Annotated in this window: 24 protein-coding genes and 1 tRNA gene; 4 read left to right on the top strand and 21 right to left on the bottom strand. The window is 68.6% G+C overall.

All coding sequences use genetic code 11. The annotated features are described in order from the left end of the window. Positions 1 to 12 precede the first annotated feature (12 nt). The 12 genes from ACFVRO_RS08715 to ACFVRO_RS08660 all read right to left on the bottom strand — a co-directional run bounded on the left by ACFVRO_RS08715 (position 13) and on the right by ACFVRO_RS08660 (position 9,771). A complete protein-coding gene (locus ACFVRO_RS08715) occupies positions 13 to 738 on the bottom strand; it encodes a hypothetical protein (RefSeq protein WP_386951376.1) in 726 nt (241 codons plus the stop codon). After that, on the bottom strand, positions 731 to 1,459 hold the full coding sequence (locus ACFVRO_RS08710) for an ABC transporter ATP-binding protein (protein WP_386951373.1): 729 nt from the start codon (positions 1,457 to 1,459) through the stop codon (positions 731 to 733). Before ACFVRO_RS08710 ends, ACFVRO_RS08715 begins: the two co-directional genes overlap by 8 nt. Then, complete coding sequence (locus ACFVRO_RS08705) at positions 1,456 to 2,334, bottom strand: hypothetical protein (RefSeq protein ID WP_386951370.1); 879 nt, start codon at positions 2,332 to 2,334, stop codon at positions 1,456 to 1,458. Before ACFVRO_RS08705 ends, ACFVRO_RS08710 begins: the two co-directional genes overlap by 4 nt. After that, complete coding sequence (mpaP, locus tag ACFVRO_RS08700; RefSeq protein ID WP_386951367.1) at positions 2,331 to 4,040, bottom strand: daptide biosynthesis intramembrane metalloprotease; 1,710 nt, start codon at positions 4,038 to 4,040, stop codon at positions 2,331 to 2,333. Before mpaP ends, ACFVRO_RS08705 begins: the two co-directional genes overlap by 4 nt. After that, entirely contained in the window at positions 4,037 to 4,822 is a 786-nt protein-coding gene (gene mpaM / locus ACFVRO_RS08695) for a daptide-type RiPP biosynthesis methyltransferase (protein ID WP_386951360.1), read from the bottom strand. Before mpaM ends, mpaP begins: the two co-directional genes overlap by 4 nt. Positions 4,823 to 4,947: 125 nt before the next feature. Beyond that, positions 4,948 to 5,055: a daptide-type RiPP gene (locus ACFVRO_RS08690; protein WP_308116174.1), complete on the bottom strand. Its 108-nt coding sequence runs from the start codon at positions 5,053 to 5,055 to the stop codon at positions 4,948 to 4,950. 36 nt (positions 5,056 to 5,091) lie between these two features. Next, positions 5,092 to 5,217, bottom strand: coding sequence for a daptide-type RiPP (locus ACFVRO_RS08685; RefSeq protein WP_258132543.1), 126 nt, complete (start codon positions 5,215 to 5,217; stop codon positions 5,092 to 5,094). A 43-nt stretch (positions 5,218 to 5,260) separates the two neighbouring features. Further along, positions 5,261 to 5,389 (bottom strand): daptide-type RiPP, encoded by a 129-nt coding sequence (locus tag ACFVRO_RS08680; protein ID WP_258132544.1) that lies wholly within the window; start codon positions 5,387 to 5,389, stop codon positions 5,261 to 5,263. Beyond that, complete coding sequence (locus tag ACFVRO_RS08675) at positions 5,386 to 6,549, bottom strand: iron-containing alcohol dehydrogenase (protein WP_386951357.1); 1,164 nt, start codon at positions 6,547 to 6,549, stop codon at positions 5,386 to 5,388. Before ACFVRO_RS08675 ends, ACFVRO_RS08680 begins: the two co-directional genes overlap by 4 nt. Before the next feature lie 32 nt (positions 6,550 to 6,581). After that, entirely contained in the window at positions 6,582 to 7,835 is a 1,254-nt protein-coding gene (gene mpaD, locus ACFVRO_RS08670) for a daptide-type RiPP biosynthesis aminotransferase (RefSeq protein WP_386951355.1), read from the bottom strand. Further along, on the bottom strand, positions 7,832 to 8,890 hold the full coding sequence (mpaB, locus tag ACFVRO_RS08665; protein ID WP_386951353.1) for a daptide biosynthesis RiPP recognition protein: 1,059 nt from the start codon (positions 8,888 to 8,890) through the stop codon (positions 7,832 to 7,834). Before mpaB ends, mpaD begins: the two co-directional genes overlap by 4 nt. A 152-nt stretch (positions 8,891 to 9,042) precedes the next feature. Continuing rightward, positions 9,043 to 9,771, bottom strand: coding sequence for a DeoR/GlpR family DNA-binding transcription regulator (locus ACFVRO_RS08660; protein ID WP_386951350.1), 729 nt, complete (start codon positions 9,769 to 9,771; stop codon positions 9,043 to 9,045). 56 nt (positions 9,772 to 9,827) lie between these two features. Between ACFVRO_RS08660 and ACFVRO_RS08655 the strand changes: the two genes are divergently transcribed. Then, entirely contained in the window at positions 9,828 to 10,184 is a 357-nt protein-coding gene (locus ACFVRO_RS08655; RefSeq protein ID WP_386951348.1) for a DUF4406 domain-containing protein, read from the top strand. A gap of 59 nt (positions 10,185 to 10,243) precedes the next feature. Next, positions 10,244 to 10,331, top strand: a tRNA-Ser gene (locus ACFVRO_RS08650). Between the two features lie 156 nt (positions 10,332 to 10,487). On the opposite strand, the gene ACFVRO_RS08645 is transcribed toward ACFVRO_RS08650, so the two are convergent. The 3 genes from ACFVRO_RS08645 to ACFVRO_RS08635 are packed head-to-tail and all read right to left on the bottom strand — an operon-like array spanning position 10,488 to position 13,133. Next, on the bottom strand, positions 10,488 to 11,087 hold the full coding sequence (locus ACFVRO_RS08645) for a GNAT family N-acetyltransferase (protein ID WP_341941477.1): 600 nt from the start codon (positions 11,085 to 11,087) through the stop codon (positions 10,488 to 10,490). 26 nt (positions 11,088 to 11,113) lie between these two features. Continuing rightward, on the bottom strand, positions 11,114 to 11,746 hold the full coding sequence (locus ACFVRO_RS08640) for a phosphatase PAP2 family protein (protein WP_386951345.1): 633 nt from the start codon (positions 11,744 to 11,746) through the stop codon (positions 11,114 to 11,116). 28 nt (positions 11,747 to 11,774) lie between these two features. After that, positions 11,775 to 13,133, bottom strand: coding sequence for a multidrug effflux MFS transporter (locus ACFVRO_RS08635; protein WP_386951342.1), 1,359 nt, complete (start codon positions 13,131 to 13,133; stop codon positions 11,775 to 11,777). Between the two features lie 173 nt (positions 13,134 to 13,306). On the opposite strand from ACFVRO_RS08635, the gene ACFVRO_RS08630 reads away from it, so the two are divergent. Continuing rightward, positions 13,307 to 13,813, top strand: coding sequence for a hypothetical protein (locus tag ACFVRO_RS08630; RefSeq protein WP_386951339.1), 507 nt, complete (start codon positions 13,307 to 13,309; stop codon positions 13,811 to 13,813). A 37-nt stretch (positions 13,814 to 13,850) separates the two neighbouring features. Here the strand turns inward: ACFVRO_RS08630 and ACFVRO_RS08625 are convergent, their stop codons facing one another. The 4 genes from ACFVRO_RS08625 to ACFVRO_RS08610 form a co-directional block, all read right to left on the bottom strand. Beyond that, positions 13,851 to 15,005, bottom strand: coding sequence for a cystathionine gamma-synthase (locus ACFVRO_RS08625; RefSeq protein WP_386951336.1), 1,155 nt, complete (start codon positions 15,003 to 15,005; stop codon positions 13,851 to 13,853). A gap of 54 nt (positions 15,006 to 15,059) precedes the next feature. Further along, positions 15,060 to 16,016, bottom strand: coding sequence for a carbohydrate ABC transporter permease (locus ACFVRO_RS08620; protein WP_386951333.1), 957 nt, complete (start codon positions 16,014 to 16,016; stop codon positions 15,060 to 15,062). After that, positions 16,013 to 17,152 (bottom strand): carbohydrate ABC transporter permease, encoded by a 1,140-nt coding sequence (locus ACFVRO_RS08615; protein ID WP_386951330.1) that lies wholly within the window; start codon positions 17,150 to 17,152, stop codon positions 16,013 to 16,015. The genes ACFVRO_RS08620 and ACFVRO_RS08615 overlap by 4 nt, the downstream gene beginning before the upstream one ends. 103 nt (positions 17,153 to 17,255) lie before the next feature. Further along, positions 17,256 to 18,572: an ABC transporter substrate-binding protein gene (locus ACFVRO_RS08610; protein ID WP_386951327.1), complete on the bottom strand. Its 1,317-nt coding sequence runs from the start codon at positions 18,570 to 18,572 to the stop codon at positions 17,256 to 17,258. A 268-nt stretch (positions 18,573 to 18,840) separates the two neighbouring features. Between ACFVRO_RS08610 and ACFVRO_RS08605 the strand changes: the two genes are divergently transcribed. Beyond that, the gene (locus tag ACFVRO_RS08605; protein WP_386951324.1) at positions 18,841 to 19,848 is read left to right on the top strand and encodes a LacI family DNA-binding transcriptional regulator; all 1,008 of its coding nucleotides are present in this window, start codon (positions 18,841 to 18,843) and stop codon (positions 19,846 to 19,848) included. 132 nt (positions 19,849 to 19,980) lie between these two features. On the opposite strand, the gene rplL is transcribed toward ACFVRO_RS08605, so the two are convergent. Both rplL and rplJ read right to left on the bottom strand, forming a co-directional pair. Then, on the bottom strand, positions 19,981 to 20,364 hold the full coding sequence (rplL, locus tag ACFVRO_RS08600; protein ID WP_105674159.1) for a 50S ribosomal protein L7/L12: 384 nt from the start codon (positions 20,362 to 20,364) through the stop codon (positions 19,981 to 19,983). Between the two features lie 49 nt (positions 20,365 to 20,413). Next, on the bottom strand, positions 20,414 to 20,902 hold the full coding sequence (gene rplJ, locus ACFVRO_RS08595; protein ID WP_105674161.1) for a 50S ribosomal protein L10: 489 nt from the start codon (positions 20,900 to 20,902) through the stop codon (positions 20,414 to 20,416). Positions 20,903 to 21,292: the final 390 nt, after the last annotated feature.

Raw genomic sequence — 21,292 nt, 5'->3', positions numbered from 1 at the left:
CCCCGCCGGCGCTCAATGCTCTCGCCGCCGCACCGCACCGACCGCGAGCACGACGGTGACGGCGCTCCAGCCGAGCAGCACGAGCGCGCTCCCCCACCACGGCAGCAGCCCGTCGACCGGTGCACCGGTGACGCCCGCGAAGGCGCCGACCGGAAGGTACCTCTCGACGGCGGGCACGTTGAACAGCAGCGGGAGCTCGATCATGATCGGCACGAGCAGGACGATCGCGGACACCGCGTAGTAGCCCTTGATGACCCAGCCCAGGGACACCCCGATCACACTGCCGAAGATCGCCGCGAACACCGACCCGCCGACGATCCCCCAGAACGCCCGGTCGATCTGCAGGCTCCGCCCCACGGAAGAGAGCAGGACCGCAGACGCCGCCGCCCAGATCGCCGCCCCGACGAGGCACAGGACCACGGCGGTGATCGCACTGGCGAGGAGCTTCGCGAGGAGCACCCGCCGGATGGATCCGATGACGAGCGATCGCGACATGGAGTGGTAGTAGTACTCCCGCGACACCGAATAGCTGCCGAGGTACATCGCCGTGATGCCGATCGCGGCGAACAGGCCGAACACGATCCGCGTCGCGTTCCCGTCATCGAGATCGGTCAGTCCGTCCAGCGACGGGCCGACCGTGACCATCAGCGCAGGGATGAGGAGCGTGAAGGAGAAGATCCCGAGCATCGCGAGCCCGCTGACGCCGCGCAGCAGCTCGCTCCGGAGGAAGTCAGACATGGACGTTCCCTCCCTCGGCGCCGCCGATGAGCCCGAAGTACCCCTCTTCGAGAGTCGTCGCCCCATCGGCCGTCAGCGCCTCCAGCGGACCGTCGAACAGCTTGCGCCCGCGCATCACGACGACCTCGTCGACCGTCTGCTCCAGCTCGGCGAGCTGGTGGCTGGAGATGAGGACGGTGCCGCCCTTCTCCGCGAAGGACCGCAGGAATCCGCGCAGCCACCGGATGCCGCCGGGGTCGAGCCCGTTCGCCGGCTCATCGAGCACGAGGAGCTCCGGGTTCCCGATCAGCGCGGTCGCCAGGCCGAGCCGCTGCCGCATGCCGGTGGAGAACCGCTTCACCCTCTTGCCGGCGTGGGCGGTGAGATCGACCTGCGCGAGCACCTCGTCCACACGGGTCCGCGGCATGCCCGCGGCGAGACGGTAGATGTCGAGGTGCCGGCGGGCGGTGATCCCGGTCTCGAATCCGAGGCCGTCCATGTGCACGCCGACCCGGCGCGCGGGGTTCGTCATGGCCGCGAAGGGGGCTCCGAAGAGCGTGGCGGAACCCGCCGTCGGATGCAGCAGGCCGACGAGACCGCGCATCGCCGTGCTCTTGCCTGCGCCGTTCGGGCCGAGCAGGCCCACGATCGCTCCGGACTCGACCGTGAAGCTGAGGTCTCTGACGACGGCATCCCCTCCGTAGCTCTTGGTGAATCCGTCGAAGCTGATGACCGCTGTCATGAGCCTTCTCCTCTCGATAGGGGGCGGGTGCGTGTGGCACGACCGATCAGACGATCGACGTGCCGGTGGATCGGGGCCACGAGGTGGGGATGCTCTCCGCCATCCGCCCTCGTGAGCAGCTTGGTCAGGACGTAGAGCTGGGAGACGACGCCGTCCTCGGAGTCGAGGTCGTCCGCGAAACGCCGGGCGATCTGCGCGACGACGTCGGGCTGCGCAAGGGAATGGCAGAGCAGGAAGGCGGCATCGTAGCCGCGCGGCGCCAGCCCCCACGCCTCCCAGTCGACCATCGCGAACGGCTCCACGTGCAGGTTGTTCCAGTGCAGGTCGCCGTGGGCCGCCCGCCAGTCGCCGACGTCCGTGTCGACGTCGAGGCCGAAGAACACCGCGATGCGGCGGCGGATGCCGTCGGGGTCGACGGCCCTCCGCACGGTCGGCGCCACGGAGAGCGCATCGAGGCCGCCCGCGAGCGCGTTCCACCACGCCTCGTCGAGCGATGGAGCCGCGCGGAGGTCCGGGGTCGACTGAGCCGGGCGCCCGGGAACGAGCGTCATCAGCTCGGCGCGCACCGTGAGAGGACCGTCGGTCTGCTCGCGGACCTCGAGCACCCTCGGCTTACGAACGCCACTGATCGCACCGGCGTCCTGATTGCCCGTCCACCAGGATCCGCGGGCCCACTCCGTCCTCGACCAGACGAGTCGGAGCCACAGCGCCTCCCCGCCCCGCGACACGGCGGCCCCGAGGGATCGGTCGCGCCACCCGAAGACGGGCACCCCGCTCGCTTCGACGCCGAGAGCGCCGAGCTCCCTCTCCAGGGCCGAGTGCAGCATCCTCCGCAGTTCGTTCTCCGGAGCTGACGTGTGCGGTTCGGCCGTCATGCGCGCGCCTCCGATCCGAGCGCGGCGAGGGGGACGTCGAGGAACGTCCGCCACAACCAGGCGCCGAGCGATCGAGAATCGCCGTCGACGCGGGCCCTTCCGAAGCGCGGAAGGGTCTCGCTCCGGACGTCGGACAGGGCGACCTGGACGCCATCCGTCCTGAGGGTCGACGGGGTCACCGGCACGAGCGCGGCGAGGTCGATCTCGCCCCGGTGGGGCTCCCCGTCACCGACCACCGCGGTTCCGAGACGCCTCTGGATGAGAATTCCGCTGCTCTCGAGAACCACGGGGGTCCCTGCCTCCGGGAGCGTCTCCCCCGCGGACGCGACGAGCCGCACCTCGCCGCCCTCGCTGACGAAGCCGACGGTGCGGGCCGACGACACCGGGATCATGAGCACGGCGGCGATCAGGGCGCTCGTGGCGACGGCAGCCGCGGCTACCCGCCACGGGTTCGGCGCGGACGCGGCGAGCGCCTTCGCCCGGCGCAGGAGCGCCCGGAAGAAGACGACGGCGACCAGACCGAGTGTGGCGAGGTAGCAGAGCGCCGGCACCGTCCCGAGACCCGCGACCGACGTGGCGTACCGGTAGAGCACGAACCCGACGAGCCCGACGGGGAAGAGCCGGCACAGGATGCCGTAGGCGATGAGCAGGCCGCGATGCCGCCCAGCGCGATGGAGGCCGTCGGGCTCGGGACGAGAATCGGCCGCACCCGTGGAGCGTGCCGCGCCTCCGAGGAGCCCGAGGAGCGAGTGCCCGGCGGCCGTCATCGCGTCTCTGCGCAGATGCGGCCAGTCCAGAGCGGACATGAGCGCGAGGTAGCCGTCGAGCTGAACGAAGGGAAGCAGGTTGAGGGCCGCGATCGCCAGGCACGACAGCGCGTACAGGACGAGTCCGGCGTGCAGGGAGTCGTCGACCACGAAACGCGAGGCCACGATGCTCGCCGCCGCGCACACGAGATGCACCGCGGGCCCGGCGAGAGCGACGAGGACCCGCTGACGGCGGCGCGACAGACGCCAGCCGTCGGTGACGTCGCAGAAGAAGGCGGGAGCGAGATAGAACAGCATGATGCCGATGCGTCGCGGGCTTCCGCCGAATGCGCTGAGCGTCGCACCGTGCCCGAGTTCGTGCACGATCGTCGTCAGCATGATCGCCAGCCCGAGCCACGCGATCACCGAGAGCGGGAGCGGGCTCTCCAGAACCGCGACGACGTCGGACCAGCCGAGTGCCGTCGCGACCACCCCGGCGACGACGACCACAGCGCCGATGACGACGCCGGGCGCACCCGCGACGGCGCGCGTCAGCGGACGCAGCGCGGCGAAGAGCGCCGACGGGTCGCCGACGCTCCACTGCAGCGTCAGCGGCGGTCGAAACTGCAGACGTCGACCGCGCCGACGCGGGGGGCGGCCGCGCGATCCGCCGGTGTGGGCGTCTGCGGCGAGCAGTCCAGCCCCGTCGAGACGCCGAGCGATCAGGCCGACATCGTCGGCGGTCCACGGGTCGCCGAGTGCGGCGGCGATCTCGGCGATGCTCCGGTCTCCCGTGAACCGCCGCGCGACCACGGCGACCGGCTCCGACACGCGCACGGCCGGCGCCCCGTCGCGCGCGATGATCCACTGCCCGGCGTCGGCGAGCGGATCGTCGACCGTGATCCCCGGCGCGAGCCTCGGCGTGGCGGTCAGGGGCAGCGGAGGCAGGACGGAGGTCACAGCGAGCACTCGATCATCGCGATGCGGCGGGCTCCCTCGGAGAAGCGCACCGGATGCGTGTCACGGACGACGAACCCCGCCTCCCGGAGTTCCGCCTCGAGCTGTCCGGCGTCGATCAACGCGACCCGTGAGGAGAAGGCCTCCGCCCGGAGCACCCCGCCCTCGCGGCGAAGATGGACGACTCCCACGTCGCGCACTCCGGCCGCGGCATCCACCTCGTCGCTGAGGAACACCACCTCCGAGTCTCCGGTGGACACGACGAGCGCCTCGTTGTCGTCGTCACGCGGCCGGGCCACGTGGGCGGAGACGACGAAGAGGCCGTCGGGGGCGAGGTGCGCGCGGACAGAGTCGTACAGCGTCCGTCGTTCGGCGGCGGACAGCAGCGAGATCGAGGTCGTCGCGAGCACGATCAGCCCGAATTCCCCGTCGATCCGGAAGTCGCTCATGTCGCCGAGCACCGGACGCAGTGCAGGGAGCCCGGCCCGGTTCGCCTTCTCCTCGAGGAGGGCGAGCATCCGGGGCGAGGTGTCGAGAGCCACCGTCTCCCGCCCCAGCCGCGCCAGCGGGAGGCTGAGTCGCCCCGATCCGCAGGCCAGTTCGAGGACGCGTCCGGTGCTGCGTCGCGCGATCCGCAGGATCTCGCGGATCTCGCTGTCGTCGCCGCGGATCATCGCGTCATAGACCTCCGACCCGCGCTCGCTGTAGATGTCGGAGACGACGGCGTCGGGGTCGATCACCGCGAGGAGCCGCGCCGCGGCGCGGTTCAGGCCCTGTGTGGTCATGGCGGCCTTCTTTCTGGCGTGGGATGCTGGATGCGAGGTCGGGGGCATAGCGGATGCACGGTTCTCCGTGTCGAGCGGGTGTGTCACCCGCTACGCCCTCGACTTCTTTCTTCAGGTGATGCTCATCAGGTGATGGCGACGACCGCGCCGATGAGGATGACGATGTCGCCGACGATGATGTACCAGGGCTCGGGCGCGTCCATCGTCTCGATCTCTTCGAAACTCAGGTCCATGTGCTCACCTCCTTCGAGGGTGTCGTTCGAGAGGACTCAGGTGGCGGCGAGGCCGATCAGGCCGAGGACGACGCCGATCTTGACCGCGGCGTACCAGGTCCAGAAATCGGGCGAGTCCATCGACTCCAGCTCTTCGAAGCGCAGCTCGTTCGAGATCTCCATGTGCATTCACCTCCTTCCGGTGGTCGAATCGGGCGGCCGACGGCTACGTGAGGCCGGCGGCGATCACGACGATCGCGATCCCCATGCCGACTCCGTTCACGAAGTCGGACCACTCGGAGGGCGCGTCCATCGTCGGAAGCTCCTCGATCAGCAGATCCATGTCGTTCGTCATCTCCCCATCACCTCCTCTCCCTGTCTCGGGCGAATCGCAGAGCCGTCGAAGGACTCTGCGAAGATGCTCGCGACGGCGTCGCGGTCGAGGCGTCCGAGCGCAGGCAGCGGCGCGCCCCAGGAGGCGAGGCATCGCTCCACGACGACATCGAGGACCGCCGGTGCCGGGGCGGGAATCACCTGCAGGCCCCACCTCGTTCGGAGGGCGATCAGGCCGTCATCGGCGTCCTCCGGGAGCCCCGGCACCGCCTCACGGATCCACGCCCAGACCATAGCCAGCCGCTCCTGCGACCCCCAGCGCGTGTCGCCGTCGGCGATGCGCCGCCAGATCGCCGGCAGGATCGCGAGCGTCGCCGGGATCTTGCGCGTCCCCGTCTCCCAGGAGAGCTCGTTCGCGAGATACCAGTGCGCAGCCGCGTACGTGCGCCGGCCGACGAGCGCCCAGGAGCGATGCGTGGCGGCGCTCAGCTGGGAGGCGAACAGACGCTGCTCCGGGGAGAGGCGTCCTGTCCGCAGCTGCTCGGCGAGCCCCGTCGCGGCCATCACGATGCCGCGCGCGTCGTGATCGGCCGCGAGACTCGGAGCGCTCCCGACCGCCGGTCCCAGCACGCGGAGGATCACCTCCATCAGTCCCTCGCCCTGCAGCATCCGCGGAAGCGTCGCGGTGTGCACGGGATCGAGGACCGCGCCATCGGCCTGCAATCGCGAGCCGGAGAGCAACCGTCGTCCCCACGACGTCGCGAGGCAGGCGACCCTGCTCGTCTCCGTGCCCGTGCCGAAAGTCGTCGAGATCAGCAGCAGCGGCAGATCCGGTCCCCTCCGCACGAGCAGCTCCGGCACCCGCACCAGGCCGCTCCGCCGCGCGAGGCTCTGCAGCGGGCCGGTCAACTGCGGAGTCACGAGCAGCATCCGCACGATCTTCGCGGCGTCCATGACCGACCCTCCGCCCAGCGAGACGATCGACGTCGCGCCCCTCCCCGCGGCCACGAGGGTCCCGATCATGGCGGAGTCGACGGCGGCAGCCTCCAGAGGGACATCGATCGCATCGCGCGGCAGAGCGAGACCTTCATGGGAGACCGCGGCATCGCGGATGACCAGCGGGCGGTCTCCGCGCGGAAAGCGCGTGAAGGCCGCCGCCGTGGCGCCGGCTCCGGCGGTCACCCGCACCCTGTCGGAAGATTCGACGATGCCCCTCACGCGGCGGCCTCGTCGATGCCGTGGAGCACGGCGGTCTCCAGCGCATCGAGCTCCGCACGCTCGTAGACGTATGCGGGGATCAGTTGGATGCAGCTCGGCCCCGGCTGCACGAGAGCGCCCGCACGCCGGACGGCTGTGACGACACCGGACACCTCCTCGCCGCTCAGCGGCTCCCCGTCACGGGAGAGGACGATGGCTCGGAAGCACCCGGCGCCTCGGACGCCCGTGACATCGGGATGGTCGCTGATCCGCGCGAGGGCGCCATCCAGTCGGGCTGCGAGACGGCCGGCGAGCGCGGCGGCGTCCATCCTCACGAACTCGGAGAGGGTCGCGAGGATGGCGGCGCAGGATGCCGGGGTTCCCGCCTGGGTCTCGCCGTGCACGAAGACCGCGTCGGGACGGTCGAAGAGGTCGCAGATCTCCGCGGACACGAGGACGGCGGATGCTGCGGCTGCTCCGTTCGTCAGCGCCTTCGAGAGCACCATGACGTCGGGAGCCACCGGCCATCGCGAGGAGGCGAAGAGGGGTCCGGACCGGGCGAAACCGGTGGCCACCTCATCGGCGACGAGGGCGATGTCATGGCTCGCACGGATCTCCGCCACCGCTGCCAGGAAGTCGTCGTCGAGCGGGAACGCCCCCGAACCGAGAAGCGGCTCGAGCACGAGCGCGGCGATCCGCTCCCCTTCCCTGGCGAACAGCTGGCGGAGCTGCGCGCCCCCGTCGACCGCGGACACGTGTCGAACGCCTCTGCGATCGGCCGAGTACACCGCCTGGCCGAGGGGGTCGCCGCTGAGACTCAGCGCACCGTACGTCAGCCCGTGGTATCCCCCGTGCAGACCGACGACGATGGCGCGTTCGGGGCTCCCCCTCAGCGCGGCCGCCTGGCGGACCAGTTTCATGGTCAGATCGTTGGCTGCGGACCCCGATGTCGAGAACAGCACGCGCGCGAATCTCTCGGGTCCCGTGATGTCGATCAGTGCTTCCGCGGCTTCCTCGGCGTACGTGTGGGACGACCGGAAGAGCGAGAGATAGGACGCCGAGCGCAGCGCCTCGGCGACACGGTCCGCCACGGCGGCGTTCCCGTAGCCGAGCGGCACGTTCCACAGGCCGCTCGTGGCGCACAGTCGCGCCACGCCGTCGGCGCCGTGGACGCGGACGCCCTCAGCGCCGGTCGCCTTCGCGGACGGGTCGTCCCAGGCGCGGCGGGCCGTCAGGCTCTGCCAGACCGCGTGCCGTGCATCGCCCGTCATGACACCGCACCGGAGAAGGAGAGGAGATCGACGCCCGCGTCGGCGAATCGTGCCCTGATCTCGGAGACGGCGGCGCCGGCCGACGCGGGCGAGCTGCCGGCATCCTCGGCGAGCATCTCGGCGGCGAGCGCCTCGTCTCCGGTCGTGATGAGACATTCGGCCCCGCGCGCGGCGTCCGCTCCGAGCCGGAAGCGACGACGGGTCCTCGGCTCGACGAGGACCCAGTCGCCGTCGACCTCGGTCACCAGGAACGGCGCCTCCGGTGACGTCGCGGCCGCCGCACGTTGGCGGTCGTCGAGCGCCCTGACGAGATGACCACCGAAGCCGGAGATCGCGGGGTGTGCATGCGCGCCGTCCCACTGCCGCAGCAGATCGAGCGCCGCGATGTACCTTCCGAGCCATGGTCGGGATGCGACCGCGTCGTCGAACTCGCTCCTGGCGACGATGCGCTCGAAAGCTCGGCCGGGTCCTGCGGACGCCGCGGCTGCCGCGTCGAGTTCTTCCCGCAGATCGCCGATGACGCCGAGCAGCGCGCCGTCCGGGCCGTCGCGGTACTCTCCCGCGGCGGTCACGTGCACTCGCACGAGTTCCGCTCCGGTGTCGTGCCCCGAGAACGACGCCCGCGAGTCCAGGAGCACCGCGCCGCTGAGGAGCTGCTCCACGAACACACCGGATGCTCTGGCCGTGTCGGCGTCCTGCAGGAATGCGTCGAGGCCGACCGCCGAGTTCTGCCGCACGACGGTCAGCCCGACGATCGAGATGAAGGGCGCCGCCAGGTAGTCCTGCAGCTCGAAGGCGTGTCGTCCGTCGAGCAGCATCTCATCACCGGTCTCCTGGAAGGAGCCGGTGTATCCGACCTCGTGACCGTCCGAGCCGATGTCGGCGCCCGGCGCGAAGATGATGTCGGATCCGGTGCAGATCCGGCGGACCTCGTCGAGGTGGGCGCCGGCTTCCAGGAAGAAGACGGTTCCCTCCACGATTGATCGCCGGGCGCTGACGTACTGCTCGAAGGCGGCCGCCGTCCGGTGATTCGTGCTCGTCGTCGAAGACGTCATGTCCACGCTCCCCCCAGTGCGTTCTCCGCGGGGCGTGAACACGGAGACTCAGATTCAGGGGGCTCCGCATCCTCCGTCGAAGCCCCTCATATGAGGACTATACGCACTTGGACGTGGTCGATTAACCGGCACTTAGAGGGGAATCCCGCCCCTCACCCGAGTTCACGCAGGATCGGGTTCCCATCCTGCGGATCCGCGATGACCTTCGTGATCTCATCGAGCCCCAGCACGGGGAAGCGCGAGACGGCGCCGATCTTCTCCTCGCTCGCCAGCACGAACACGTCGGCGCATCGAGAGGCGATCGCGCGCTTGGTGACGGCGTCGTCGAGGCGCCCGGTCGTGCAGCCGTGATCCGGATGAATGCCGGTCACGCCGAGGAAGAACGCGTCCGCTCCCAGGCGCCCGATCGCCTCAAGTGCGAACCCTCCCGTGGCGACGAGGGAGTGCCGATCGAGTTCACCTCCGACCATGAGCACGCGGGCGGCCGAATGCTCCAGCGCGGTCAGCGCCACGGCGGGACTCGGGGTGATCACGGTGAGGTCGGCGCCGTGCGGCAGCATCCTCGCCATCGCGAGCGTCGTCGTCCCGGCATCCAGGACCACCGTGGCGCCGGGCTGGATCAGCGCCACGGCCGCGCGCGCGACGCGCTCCTTGCTCTCCGACGCGACAGCGAGCCGCCGGGCCACCGGTGCGTCAGCCTCGGGGACGGGCAGCGCTCCGCCGTAGACGCGGATGCAGGCGCCGGCATCCGCCAGCTCGCGCAGATCGCGGCGGATCGAGTCCTCGGAGACGCCGAGGTCGGCTGCCACCTCCTTGGCTACGACCCTCCCCTCCTTCCGCAGGACGGTCAGGAGATGATCCTTGCGCTGCACACCCAGCATTCCCACTTCTTCCTGTTGTTGCATGATCTTGCACGGTTAACGCTACAGTGTCCGACATGAAGAATCCACTGATGATCCTGATCGCCGGCCCCTATCGCTCCGGCACGGGCGGAGACCCGGATGCGATCGCGCGCAACCTCGAACGCCTGGAGGAGTCGGCCGCTCCCCTCCATCGTCTCGGCCACGTGCCGATGATCGGCGAGTGGGTGGCGCTGCCGGTGCTGCGCGGCCTGTCGGACGAGGAGGCGGAGCGCGGTGACGTCATGTACGAGGTCGCCGCCCGCCTGCTGCAGCACTGCGATGCGGTGCTGCGTCTGCCAGGAGAGTCGTCTGGTGCGGACACCGATGTGCGGATCGCCCGGGAGCGCGGCATCCCCGTCTACTTCTCGATCGATGAGGTCCCGGCCGCCTGACCTCTCGCCTGTGTCACGGGGAACCCGGCCAATCGGATAGACTGTTCAGGTTGTTCCCTGGTGACGTGTCCGAGCGGCCGAAGGAGCACGCTTGGAAAGCGTGTGTTGTGCAAGCAACCGCGGGTTCGAATCCCGCCGTCACCGCCAAACGTAAAACGGCCCTCGCGAAGCGGGGGCCGTTTTACGTTTATCTGATGCTGTGGGATTCGGGGAGCCCTGAGCGCAGCGAAGAGCGGAGTCCCGCCGTCACCGCCGAGCGCTAAGCGACCCTCGCGAAGCGGCCCGCAAGCACCCCTCCGCGTCTCAGTCGAACAGCACTCCGTAGCTCTTCCCGCCGGGCGCCGCAGGGAGCTCCGTCATCCCCAGCCGCTCGTAGAACGCGGCGGCGCCGGTGTTCTCGGGGTCCATGCCGAGGTGCAGTCCCCGCACCCCGCGGCGGCGGAGCTCGGCGAACAGCGTCTCGATGAGCGCACGTCCGAGACCCTGCCCCTGGGTTTCCGGGAGCAGGTCGATGTGCAGATGGGCGGGGTACTCCGCGGCGTTGGCGTCGATGCCGGGGGCACGGCCGTAGCCGTACTCGACCATGCGGTCCTCACGGGTCACGACGGAGTCGGGCCGCGGGTGCTTCTCGTGGAAAGCCGGCCACCACTCGTCGCGGAACCAGGTATTGAAGGCGTCGGTGTCGTCGGTCGCGACGATGTACCCGATGGCTCGACCGTCTTCGGACTCGACGATCCACGCGAGGTCGGGGTGCCGCTCGACGTACGGGACGGCGAACAGGTCGCCCCAGAGCGCGTCGTCGGAGAGGATGCCGGTGGCGTCGGTGCCGGCATCCGCCGTCCTGAGGCAGATCTCGTACATCGCTGCACGGTCGCTCGGGCGATAGGGACGGATGACAGACACGGGTGCTCCTCAGCGGGGTCGGGTTTTCAGACTATCGGCGCGGGTTCGCGCGGGGGCCGCAGCCCTTGCGCCCACGGCAGCAGCCATGCCGCGAGGAGCAGCACGGTCGCCGCTCCGACGAGGGCGCCGCCGAGGGTGTCGGTGGCCCAGTGCACCGACAGGAAGGTGCGGGAGAGCGCCATGGCGACGATCCAGACCGCTCCGGCGATCGCCGTCCACACCCGCGGGAACAGCACCCAGACGACGAGTGCGATCGTCGCGGCGTTGGCGGTGTGCCCGGAGGGGAATGACCCGAAGTCGCTCGCCGCGATCATGTCGTCGGGTCGCGCCCGGCCGAACAGGTGCTTGAGGATCTGCACGGCTCCGGCGCTGGCGGCGAAGCACAGCGCCGCGAACACCGCGGCACGCCATCGCCGAGCGAGCAGCAGCGCGAGCACGGCGAGCAGCGGTACAGCGAGGACCGCGATCCATCCCCCGCCGATGGCGTTGAGCACCATCGCGAAGTCGACCATCACCTCTCCGCGGTGCGCGGAGACGAAGTCGTTCCACCACGTGTCGAATCCCGGCGGCTCGGAGTAGCCGAACACGATCACGGCTCCGAGCAGCACGGCGGCGGCGAGCAGACCGAGGCCCCACCACAGCAGCATCCGTCTTCTCATCGGACCATTCTCCCCGAGTAGCTAGCGATCAGGGGGCGAGCATCTCGACCGTGCGCGGACGCACGATGAGCCACAGCGCGATCACGCCGATCGCCGCGCACCCGACCATGACGGAGGCCATCGTGGTCGCGGTGATCCCCGCGCCCTTCGACACCCAGCCGACGACCGGCGAGATGAGACCGGCGACGCCGAAGTTGGTGGCTCCGATGACGGATGCCGCCGTGCCCGCCGCCTTGCCGTGGCGGTCGAGCGCGAGGACCTGCACGTTCGGGAACGTGAAGCCGCAGGCCGTCATGAAGACGAACAGCGGGATGACGGTGCCCCACAGACCGAGGCCCAGCTGGTCGGTCACGATGATCGCGATGCCCGCGATGAGCAGCACGCCGGTGGAGTACGCCATGACCCACTGCGGCCCGAACCGGGCGGCGAGTCGTGCTGCGACCTGGACTCCCACGACGACGCCGAGGGAGTTCACCGCGAAGAGGAGGCCGTACTGCTGCGCATCCAGCCCGTGCGTCTGCTGGAAGAGGAAGGGCGAGGCGGAGAGGTAGGAGAACAGTCCGGAGAACGTCATGCCACCGATGATCAGCACGCCGATGAACACCCGATCGCTGAACACCGAGCGGTACCGCTGCAGCACGGTGGCGCCGCCGCGATCCTGTCGACGCGCCACGGGGAGCGTCTCGGGGATGAAGAAGATCGTGGAGACCAGCATCACGACCCCGTACACGGCGAGGACGCCGAAGATGCCGCGCCAGGGCATGAGCGTGAGCAGCCACGATCCGATCAGCGGGGCGATCACCGGGGCGACGCCCGAGACCAGGGCCAAACGCGACAGCATGACGACGAGGCGACGTCCACCGAAGAGGTCGCGCACGATCGCCATGGCGACGACGCCACCGGCGGCGGCGCCCACGCCCATGAGCACGCGGGCGGCGCTGAGCAGGAGCAGATCGGGAGCGAAGGCGGCGCCGACGCTGGCGAGCACGTGCAGCGCCGTGACGGCGATGAGCGGGACTCTGCGGCCGACCTTGTCGCTGAGCGGGCCGACGACGAGCTGTCCGAGGGCGAAGCCGATCATGGTGCCCGTGAGGGTCAGCTGGATCGCCGCTGCCGTGGTGTCGAAGTCGCGCTCGAGCACGGGGAACGCGGGCAGGTACAGATCGATCGTGAACGGGCCGAGCGCGGTGAGCGCGCCGAGGAGCACGATGTAGAGAAGGCGACGGCCGTTCGAGATCGAATCGCCGGGGTGCAGCATGATCGGCGCGGTCGCCGGGTTGGCCCCCAGGGTGCGGATCGCGCCGGTCGCCGAGGGGACGCGGATGCTCCCCGTCGCGGTGCGCTCGGGGTCGTTCGAGGCGGGGTCGGTCGTGGGCGCGTCAGACACAGAGGGCTTTCGAGAGGAGCGGATGCCGTCGAATCGATTCGACAACGAGACTCCATGTTACCGCTCGACAGCCGTGAGTTCATCACCGAGAAACCTGTCGGCCCGGCGCAGAGGGTCGGTCCCGGGCGAGCCGATGTCGGTCCTCCATCCCCGAGAGTTGGCATGATCTCTCTATGGGCTTCTCTCTGCACTTCTTCAACCTCGGCGACGGTGACGTCGTCGATGCTGACCGCACGGGGATCGAAGAGTTCCTCACCGCCAGAGATCTCCACGTGGAGGGGGAGGCCGGCAACAGTGCCATCGTCGACTCGTCCGGCCAGCGGCTCGCCTTCGATGGATTCTGGAGCGATCTGCACATCGACCCGCTCGACCAGGAGGATGCGGTCAGCGGCGGGATCGATCACGCCACCCTGACGGCATCCGAGTGCGCCTTCATCTACGGTCTCTGCTCCGCCGGGAGGATGATGATCGTCAACCCCCAGGGCGACCCTCTGTACATCGTCGTCGGACGCACGCACAGCGAGGACGATGTCCCCGAACCCGATGACACCGTCTGGGTCGAGTCGCCGGAAGAGCTCGCGAACGCGCTCGGGTCAGGCTTCGGAGAGTTCCGGGAGTTCCTGCAGAGAGTGCAGGCCACGCAGGATGACCTCGAAGCCCCGCGTCCCGACGAACCTTAGCCGGAAGCCGCGCGGAACGACCCGCGCGCCAAGAGCCTCAGCGGGCGATCTTCTCCAGAGCCTGCTCCAGATCCGCGATCAGATCGGCGACATCCTCGATGCCCACCGAGAGGCGGACGACGTTCTCCGGAACCGCGAGAGCAGTGCCGCGCACGGAGGCGTGCGTCATGTCGGAGGGGTAGCTGATGAGCGACTCCACTCCCCCGAGCGACTCGGCGAGCTGGAAGACCGAGGTGGACGACGCGAACGCCCGTGCCGCGTCAGGACCCGCGGAGAGGGCGAGCGACAGCATCCCCCCGAATCCGCTCATCTGCGCGGCCGCGATCTCGTGCCCCGGGTGCGACGCCAGACCCGGGTAGTACACGGTCTCGAACTCGGGACGGGACGCCGCCCACTCTGCGACGGCCTGGGCGTTCTCGGAATGCTGGCGCACCCGCACCGCGAGGGTCTTGATGCCGCGGCTGGTCAGCCAGGCGTCCAGAGGCGCGGACACGGCTCCGACCGCGAACTGCTGGAACTTGATCTGGTCGTAGAAGCGATCGTCGGCGAACACGACGGCGCCACCGAGCACGTCGGAGTGCCCGCCGAGGTACTTGGTGGTCGAGTGCACGATCAGGTCGGCGCCGAGAGACAGCGGCTGCTGCAGCGCCGGTGAGGCGAAGGTGTTGTCGACGACGAGGACGGCCCCCGCGTCGTGGGCGATGCCGGCGAGCGCGGCGATGTCGACGATCTTGAGCAGCGGGTTGCTCGGGGTCTCGACCCAGACGATCTTCGTCTCCGGACGGATCGCCGCGGTGACCTCGTCGGCGTCGGAGAGCTCGACGGTCGTGGTCTCGATGCCCCACGGCGCCAGCACCTTGGTGAGCAGGCGGTACGTGCCGCCGTAGACGTCGTTGCCGAGCAGCACGTGATCGCCGGGCTTCAGGATGCCGCGCAGCAGCGCGTCCTCCGCGGCGAGGCCCGATGCGAAGGAGAGCGCGTGCGCGCCGCCTTCGAGCGCGGCGAGCTGGGTCTCCAGGGCCGAGCGCGTGGGGTTGCCCGCACGGTTGTACTCGTAGCCGTCGCGGAAGCCGCCGATGCCGTCCTGGACGTGGGTGGACGCCTGGTGGATCGGAGGGATGATCGAACCCGTCGTGGGGTCCGGCGCCTGACCTGCGTGGATGGCTCGGGTGGCGAATGCGTGATCGGACATGTCGTTCAGACTACGTCCGCATTCGCCACCCGAGCTCCACCGTTACGGTCCGGGTCAGCCCTTCGTCGAGCCCGCGAGCAGGCCGCGGACGAAGTACCGCTGGAGCGAGAAGAACACGATCAGCGGAACGATGATCGACACGAAGGCGCCCGCGGTGAGCAGGTACCAGTCGTTTCCTCGCGTTCCGGTGATCTCGGCCAGCAGCTTCGTGATCGGCGCCGCTGCCCCGTCGGCGAAGACGAGGGCCACGAGCAGGTCGTTCCACACCCAGAGGAACTGGAAGATCGCGACCGACGCGATCGCCGGCATCGTCAGCGGCAGCACCACCCGGAAGAAGATCTGCCCGCGCGATGCGCCGTCGACGCGCGCGGCCTCGATGATCTCGCCGGGGATCTCCGACATGAAGTTGTGCAGCAGGTAGATCGCCAGCGGCAGCGCGAACATCGTGTGCGCGAACCACACCTGCGCGTAACCCTGGGAGGCCTCGAGCGGCGTCGTGATCTGCACGCCGAAGAGGTTGATCCCTCGAGAGAACGAGCTGAGCAACGGCACCAGGGCCATCTGGATCGGCACGATCTGCAGAGCGAACACGAAGATGAACAGCGCGTTGCGTCCCTTGAAGTCGATCCACGCGAACGCGTAGGCCGCCATCGAGGCGATCATCAGCGGGATGAGCGTCGCCGGGATCGTGATCGCGATGGAGTTCACGAACGACTCGACGATGGTCAGCTGAGTGGTGCCCGACTGCAGCACCTCGACGTAGTTCTCCAGCGTCACCTGCGGGTTGGCGAAGAACTCCCACCATCCGCTCGAGGAGATCTGATCCTTCGGACGGAACGAGGAGACGAACAGCCCCAGCGTCGGGATCGTCCACAGCACCGCGATGATGATCGAGGCGATGGACGCCCAGGGGCGCGAGAGCCGCTTGCGGGCGCGCCCGGCGGAGGCCTCCAGCCTGCCCCCGGTCGTGATCGCGCGGGTGCTCTGAGAATCGGTGGTCACGGCGCTCATCGGATCTCCCGCTGCTTCTTGATCTGGCGTGCGTTGTAGATGACGATCGGCAGCACCAGGAGGAACAGGATCACCGAGAGCGCTGCGCTCCGACCCGCCTCGAACTTCGAGAACTGCGTGTACATCTCATTGGCGAGCACCGAGGTGCCGTAGTTTCCGGCCGTCATGGTGCGCACGATGTCGAACACCTTCAGCGAGGCGATCGAGATCGTGGTCAGCACGACGATCAGGGCGGGGCGGATCGACGGGACCGTGACCGACCAGAAGCGCTGCCAGGCGTTCGCGCCGTCGAGCTCGGCGGCTTCGAGGAGCTCCTGCGGAACGCCCTTGATGGATGCCGAGAGCACGACCATCGCGAAACCGGTCTGCACCCAGATCAGCACCACGATGAGGAACAGGTTGTTCCACGGCTGGTTCAGCAGCCACTGCTGCGGAGTTCCGCCGAACCAGACCAGGATCTGGTTCAGGAGGCCGATCTGCTTGAACTCAGCGCCGCGGTACTCGTACATGAACCGCCAGATGATGCCGGCGCCGACGAACGAGATCGCCATCGGCATGAACACCAGCACCTTGTAGATCTTCTCGCCGCGGGTGCGGTCGATGAACACCGCGTAGGCGAGGCCCACGAGCGTCGACACGGTCGGCACGAGCAGCACCCAGATGATCGAGTTGATCACGGAAGTGATGCCGTCGGACTGGGTGAAGATCCAGATGTAGTTGGTGAAGCCCACGAACTCCTTGCCCGTCGAGTTCCAGAACGACGTGTACATCGTCTGGATCGAGGGGAGGATGAGTCCCACGAGCAGCAGCAGCATCGCCGGCGCCATGAACGCCACCAGCTGAATCAGGTACCCCGCCCCGTCACGCGAACGGAAGTCGAGGAGGAAGAACACGGCGCCGACGACGACGGCGACGCCCATAGCCCAGTAGTAGGACTGGAAGAACCACATCACGGCGAGCGGGATGAGAAGGCACATGGCCAGACGCACGCCGGTGTAGAGGGCTCCCTTGCGTGGAGCTATGTCCACCAGCAGCAGGATGATGGCGACGACCACCGCGAATGCGATGACGACGACCACAGCCTGCAGGATCGGCGGGAGCATGCCGATCCATCCGAAGAAATCTTTCGCGGTCACGGATTCCCCTTCATGACGCAGAACAGAATGTCAGGTCCGGGCGACGGTGCACGGGCCTGTGAGAGCACGAGGGCCGCCCCGACGGGGCGGCCCTCGTCACCGATCAGCTGGCGGGCCAGCCGGTCTGGATCTGGGTCAGGACCGCATCGGTCGAGTCGCCGTTGATCCAGGCGACCATGCCCTTCCAGAAGGTGCCGGCGCCGACGGCGCCGGGCATCAGGTCACTGCCGTCGAAGCGGAACGTGGTGTCCTTGTCCTGGAGGATCTTGATGGTCTCCTGCAGGATCGGGTCCTTCGCGCTCTCCGGGTCGAGGCCGTTGTTGGCGCTCGTCACGCCGCCGAGGCTGACGCGGCTGTTCGCCCACTCCGGGCTGGACAGGTACGCCAGCACCTTCTGCGTGGCCTCCGAGTCGCTGAACGCCCCGACGATCTCGCCACCACCGGTGACCGTGGTCTCACCCTCGGTCTCACCCGGGAGCATGAACGCCCACACGTCGCCCTCGGGCGAGATGTCGGTGCCCTTCGGGTAGAAGCCCGAGAGGAACGATGCCTGGTGCGTCAGAGCGCACGAGCCGTCCGCCACCTTCGGAGCCACATCGCCGAACGCCGTCGAGTTGATCGAGCGCACGTCGCCGAAGCCGGCGTTGACGTAGTTCGGGTCGAGCAGGATCTTCCCCACGGAGTCGAACGCGCCCTTGATCGCGGGGTCGGTGAAGGGGACCTCTCCGGTGACCCACTTGTCATAGACGTCGGCGCCCGACTGGCGGAGCACGTAGTCCTCGATCCAGTCGGTGCCCGGCCAGCCGGTGGCCGTGCCGGACTCGAAGCCGGCGCACCACGGAGCGGTGCCGGTCTTCGACTGGATGGATGCGGTGAGCGTGTTCAGCTCGTCGAGCGTCTTGGGAACCTCGACGCCCCACTCCTTGAACTTCGCCGGTGAGTACCAGATCCAGCCCTTGACGTTCGCCATGAGCGGCGCGCCGTAGAAGGTGTCGTCGACCGTGCCGTACTTGACCCAGTCCTTCGTCCAGTACTTGTTGGCGTTGTCCTCGACGTCCTTCGGAGCCGGCTTGAGGTAGTCGCGGCTCGCGAAATCGGCGAACAGACCGGGCTGCGGGAAAATCGCGATGTCAGGCGGGTTGCCGCCCTGTGCGCGGGTGCCGAGCTGCGTCTCGAAGTCCTGGCTTCCCTCGTACTTGATGGTGATGTCGTTCTCCTTGGCCCAGTCGGCCCAGGACTGCTGGAGGAGCTTCGCCTCGTCGTCGACGATCGTTCCGTAGATCGTGACGGTCTTGCTGTCGCTCGATCCGCCGCCTCCGCCACTCGGTGCTCCGGGTGCCCCACACCCGGCGAGCGCGATACCAGCGACCCCCAGTAGTGCCAGCGGTGCGAACCGCCGTGAACGCTGTGACAGACCCATGTGGTTTCTCCTCTTCGAGTAACTGGCCCCCACCTCGATCGCGCCCCTCAACGGTGCGATCGGGAACCGATTCCAGGCCAACCTACCGGCCGCGATCCTCCCGGCACAATGGGGAACTATCACAAGCTCGCAACCTTTCCTGCGGAAGGGGATGATTCCGTGGGAGCGCTCCCTCGACGGTCGTGTGGAACCGGTTCCCTTCAGGCCCCCGAGCGGATACGCTGTCACTCGGCATGCTGATGCAGGCCGAGGTCGAGGAGGACCGGGGATGAGCACGATCGCGGACGTCGCCGCACGCGCCGGTGTGTCCAAGGCGACGGCGAGCCGCGCGCTCACCGGACGCGGCTACGTCTCCGACGCGACGAGACAGCAGGTGCAGGATGCCGCGAGAGAGCTCTCCTACGTCGCGCACTCGTCTGCCACCAGCCTCGCCACCGGACGCACCCGGACCGTCGGCGTCATCATGCCACCGGTCGACCGGTGGTTCTTCTCCGAGCTGCTCGCCGGCATCCAGGAGGGACTGTTCGCGCTCGACTACGAGCTCGCGCTCTACGGCATCCGCGAGAGCACGACGACCCGCGAACAGCTCTTCGACACCGTGCTCCCCCAGCGCCGGTTCGACGGCATCATCGCCGTCGGCATCCAGCCGAGCGCGCACGAGCTGGAGCGGCTGCAGCGATCGGAGCGTCCGCTGGTCAGCGTCGGCCCGTACAGCGAGGGCTCAAGCGCCGTGTCGATCGACGACGTCGCCGCCGCGCGCATCGCGACCGAGCATCTGATCGAGCTCGGCCACTCCGACATCGCATTCGTCGGCGGATCGACGGATGCCGCAGACCTCAGCTTCGGCGACGCGATGAGGGTCGAGGGGTACCTCGAGGCCCTTCAGGCCGCTGGACTTGCAGGCTCCGCACGCTTCGCCGAGTCGACGCCGACCATGCCGGGCGGCTACGAGGCGGCCGTCGAGCTCCTCGGTGACAGGCGCCGCCGCCCGACCGCCATCGTCGGCGTGTGCGACGAGGCGGCCATCGGAGCGACCATCGCCGCGCGTCGACTCGGCATCGCGGTACCCGCCGAGCTCAGCATCGTCGGCATCGACGACCACCAGCATGCCGCGATGTTCACCCTCACGACGATCCGCCAGTCGCCGCGCGAACAGGGCCATGAGGCCGTGCGGCTGTTGCGGGACCGCATGGAGCATCCGGAGGGCCCGCTGGAGCGCGTGGCGACGGCATCCGCTCTCGTGGTGCGCAACTCGACCTCAGCGCCGCGCACCTGAACCCGGCCGACGAACCGGCGTCGGCGCGCACGAAGGCCCCGGCATGCACGAAGGCCCCGGGGATGAACCCGGGGCCTTCGTTGAAGCGTCGAGACGCGATCGGGTCGGAGCGCGAGCGCCGACCCTGACGGATTACTTGAGGGTAACCGTGGCGCCTGCCTCTTCGAGAGCAGCCTTGGCCTTCTCGGCGGTCTCCTTGTTCGCGCCCTCGAGCACGGCCTTGGGAGCGCCGTCGACGACAGCCTTGGCCTCGCCGAGGCCGAGCGAGGTGAGCTCGCGGACGGTCTTGATGACCTGGATCTTCTTGTCGCCAGCGGCCTCGAGGATGACGTCGAAGGAGTCCTTCTCTTCCTCAGCCTCGGCAGCGCCTGCGCCACCCGCAGCGCCGGCGACGGCGACGGGAGCAGCAGCGGTGACCTCGAACTTCTCCTCGAACGCCTTCACGAAGTCGTTGAGCTCGATGAGGGTCAGGCCAGCGAACTGCTCGAGCAGCTCTTCGGTGGTGAGCTTCGCCATGATGTATCTCCTAGATAGATGGTTTTTGTTGAACGAGATCGCCGGTCGCTTACGCGGCCTCTGCGGTCTCCAGCTTTTCGCGAAGAGCATCGATGGTGGCCGCAGCCTTGCCCATCGTGGCCTTCATCATGCCCGCAGCCTTCGCCAGCAGAACCTCACGGCTCTCGAGCGAGGCGTACTTGTTGACCTCGTCGGCGTTCAGGGCGTTGCCCTCGAAGATGCCGGACTTGATCACGAGAAGCGGGTTGGCCTTGGCGAAGTCACGCAGAGCCTTGGCAGTGGCGACGAAGTCACCGTGCACGAACGCGACGGCCGACGGACCCTTGAGGTCGTCGTCCAGCGCGGTGATGCCAGCCTTGTTGGCGGCGATCTTGGTCAGCGTGTTCTTCACCACGGCGTACTCAGCGTCCTGACGGATGCTGTTGCGCAGCTCCTTGAGCTGGGCAACCGTCAGACCGCGGTACTCGGTCAGCAGAACGGCGGACGAGTTCTCGAATGACTTCGTGAGCTCGGCAACCGATGCATCCTTCTGCGCCATGGTCACTCCTTGATGTGTTCGGGATGCTCCACGACGGTGGAGCATCGGCCTCGACCACCCGGTGCCCTGAAAATGAGAAGAGCTCCGGCGCAAGCGCACGGAGCTCAGAGAAGTTCGTGACACCTGCGCGGGCCCCTGCATTGCAGAGCTTCGACCGTCTTGCACTCACGCGCACGACGATGACCAGCGGTCTTCGGTTACCCCCACTCTACCCCACCCCCTCTCCTCCCCCAAATCCCCTCCCTCCCCTCCCTCCCTCCCTCCCTCCCTCCCTCCCTCCCTCCCCTCGTCGAGTGCACGTGATGTCGACGAGTGCACGACTTCTCAACGCGGATTTCTCGTTCGGTCGACGAGTGCACATGAAGTCGACGCCAGCGGAGCGAGGAAGAG

This window comes from Microbacterium sp. NPDC057944, assembly GCF_042887445.1.
Classification (GTDB): Bacteria; Actinomycetota; Actinomycetes; order Actinomycetales; family Microbacteriaceae; genus Microbacterium; species Microbacterium natoriense.
This window is presented reverse-complemented; position numbering and strand designations above follow the sequence as displayed.